The sequence below is a fragment of the Cellulomonas sp. EB106-03-03-XG116 genome (assembly GCF_058792015.1).
In genome coordinates, this window is the sequence record NZ_JBYTEP010000055.1 from 1 (window position 1) to 3,087 (window position 3,087).

1 protein-coding gene is annotated in these 3,087 nt (G+C 77.6%); it reads left to right on the forward strand.

Annotated elements, in window-relative coordinates:
- Positions 1-3,055 (forward strand): Rne/Rng family ribonuclease (locus tag AC3WUG_RS16485; protein ID WP_492328660.1); only part of this gene is annotated, 3,055 nt, incomplete at its 5' end.
- Between the last annotated feature and the right edge of the window lie 32 nt (positions 3,056-3,087).

Genomic DNA, 3,087 nt, shown 5'->3' on the forward strand with positions numbered 1-3,087 from the left:
GGCTTGGAGATGGGGAGAAGAGACAGCCCCGGAGCCGGCCGCGCCCGCCGCGGAGCCGGCCGCCGCGCCCGCCGTCGAGGCGACGCCGGTCGAGGCGCCCGCCGTCGACGAGGTCGAGGACGCGGACGCCGTCATCGAGCAGCCCGAGGACGAGCAGGTCGCCGAGGCCGTCGAGCAGGCCGAGGAGACGTCGGCCGCCGCGCCGGAGAGCCGCCTGGACGTGCTCGCCGAGCTCGGCCGCAGCCAGTCCGCCCCCGAGCGCGAGCCGGCCCGCCGGTCCCGCGGCCGCCGGTCGGGCTCCCGCAAGGCCGGGGCGCCGGACGCCGCCGCGCCGGAGGCCGCCGAGCAGGCCGCCACCGCCGCTGAGCAGCCCGCCGCCGCGCAGCCGGCCGCCGCCACGCAGCAGCCCGCAGCCGACAAGCCCGTTGCCGACAAGCCCGCCACCCGGCAGCCCGCCGGCCCGAAGGCCGACCAGGACCGCGCCGCGTCGGCGCGGCTCGCCACGACGGCCCTGCTGTTCCAGGCGCCCGAGACCCCGCGCCGCCGGCGCCGCGCGCAGGCCCCGTCCGGCTCGCCCGAGGCGATCTCCGCCGCGGCGCAGGCCGAGCTCGAGGCCGCGCAGGCCGCCGAGGCCGCCGCCGCCGAGGCCGAGGCCCCGCAGGACGCCGCCGCCGAGGAGCAGGCCGTCCCGTCGCGCCGCCGCGGCCGCCGGGGCCGCTCGCGCGCCGAGCGCGCCGAGGCCGCCGCCGAGGAGACCACCGACGCCGTCGAGGCCGAGGACGCCGCCGCCGTCGAGGCCGCCGCCGCCGACGAGGCGGACGAGGACGCCGAGGAGGCCGCCGCCGACCGCGCCGAGGACGAGGGCGACGAGAACGCCCCGCGCCGCCGCCGTCGCCGGGGCGGCCGTGGCCGCCGCTCGCGCGGGGGCCCGGACGCCGAGCAGGGCGAGGACGACGCCGAGCAGCCGTCCGACGAGGGCGACGAGCAGGCCGAGGACGCCGAGGACCGCGAGGACGAGGGCGACGAGCAGGCCGAGGGCGACGAGCAGGGCGGCAGCAGCCGCCGTCGCCGGCGCCGCCGCCGCTCGGGCCGCGGGGGCGGGGACGACGCCGGCGAGCAGCAGCAGCAGCAGCCGTCGCGCCGGTCGTCGTCGCGCGGCGGGGACGAGGTCACCGCGCTGCGCGGGTCCACCCGCCTGGAGGCCAAGCGCCAGCGCCGCCGCGAGGGCCGCGACGCGGGCCGCCGCCGCCAGATCATCACGGAGGCCGAGTTCCTGGCCCGCCGCGAGTCGGTCGAGCGGTCGATGATCGTGCGCGAGGCGCACGGCAAGACCCAGATCGCCGTGCTCGAGGACGGCGTGCTCGTCGAGCACTACGTGTCCCGGCAGGCGCAGGTGTCGATGGCCGGCAACGTCTACCTCGGCCGCGTGCAGAACGTGCTGCCGAGCATGGAGGCGGCGTTCGTCGACGTGGGCAAGGGCCGCAACGCCGTGCTCTACGCCGGCGAGGTCAACTGGGACGCCGCGGGCCTCGAGGGCGGCCAGCCGCGCCGCATCGAGCAGGCGCTGAAGTCCGGCGACTCCGTGCTGGTCCAGGTCACCAAGGACCCGATCGGCCACAAGGGCGCCCGCCTGACGTCGCAGATCACCCTGGCCGGCCGGTACCTCGTGTACGTGCCGGGCGGCGGCATGACCGGCATCAGCCGCAAGCTGCCGGAGCCCGAGCGCGCGCGCCTGAAGAAGATCCTGCGCGAGGTGGTCCCCGACTCCGCCGGCGTCATCGTGCGCACGGCCGCCGAGGGCGCGTCCGAGGACGAGCTGCGCGCCGACATCGCCCGCCTGCAGTCGCAGTGGGAGGCGATCGAGAAGAAGTCCAAGACCGCGAACGCGCCGGCGCTGCTCCAGGGCGAGCCGGACCTGGCGATCCGCGTGGTCCGCGACATCTTCAACGACGACTTCTCCTCCCTGGTCGTCCAGGGCGACGAGGCGTGGTCGACGATCTCCGGCTACATCGGCGAGCTGGCCCCCGACCTGGCCGAGAAGGTGTCGAAGTACACCGGCACCGGCGACGTGTTCGCGGACCACCGCGTGGACGAGCAGCTCGCCAAGGGCATGGACCGCAAGGTCTGGCTGCCCTCGGGCGGCTCGCTGGTCATCGACCGCACCGAGGCCATGACGGTCGTCGACGTCAACACCGGCAAGTTCACCGGCGCGGGCGGCACCCTCGAGGAGACCGTCACCCGGAACAACCTGGAGGCCGCGGAGGAGATCGTCCGCCAGCTCCGGCTCCGGGACATCGGCGGCATCATCGTCATCGACTTCATCGACATGGTGCTCGAGTCGAACCGCGACCTGGTGCTGCGCCGCCTCGTCGAGTGCCTGGGCCGGGACCGGACCAAGCACCAGGTGGCCGAGGTCACCTCGCTCGGCCTGGTGCAGATGACCCGCAAGCGGGTCGGCCAGGGCCTGGTCGAGGCGTTCTCCGAGACCTGCGAGCACTGCAACGGCCGCGGCTTCATCGTGCACGCCGAGCCGGTGGAGCGGCACAACCACAAGCCGGAGGCGGGCGCACCCCAGCAGCCGGCGGACAACGGCGGCGAGGCCAAGAAGCCGCGCCGCAAGCGTGGTGGCGGCAAGGAGCAGGCGCCCGCGCCGGCCGCGACGCCGGCCGTCCCGGTGCTGCCGGAGGCGCGGGACGCGGTCAAGGCCACGCTCGCGACCATCGCGGCGGCCGCGGCGCACGCCCACGCGCACGACGGCGAGGAGCACGCGGCGCACGGCGACGCGGGGGAGCAGCAGGCGGCACCCGCCGCCCAGGCGGCCCCTGAGGCGCCCGCCGAGGCCCCGGCCGCGGTCGAGGCGGCCGCGGGCGCCCCCGCGGACGGGAAGCCGGCCCTGGACGTGCTCGCGGCGCTGGGCGACCTCGCCGCGCGGTCCCCGGAGCAGCCCGCCGGGGCCCCGGCCGCCGGCGAGCCGCACCTCGAGCTGACCCCGGTCGACCCGGGCCTGTTCGAGCTGTCCGGCACCGAGTCCGACCCCGAGGACGACGCGTCCTGACCGCCTCGTCGGGGGCGAGGCCACCGCGGAGG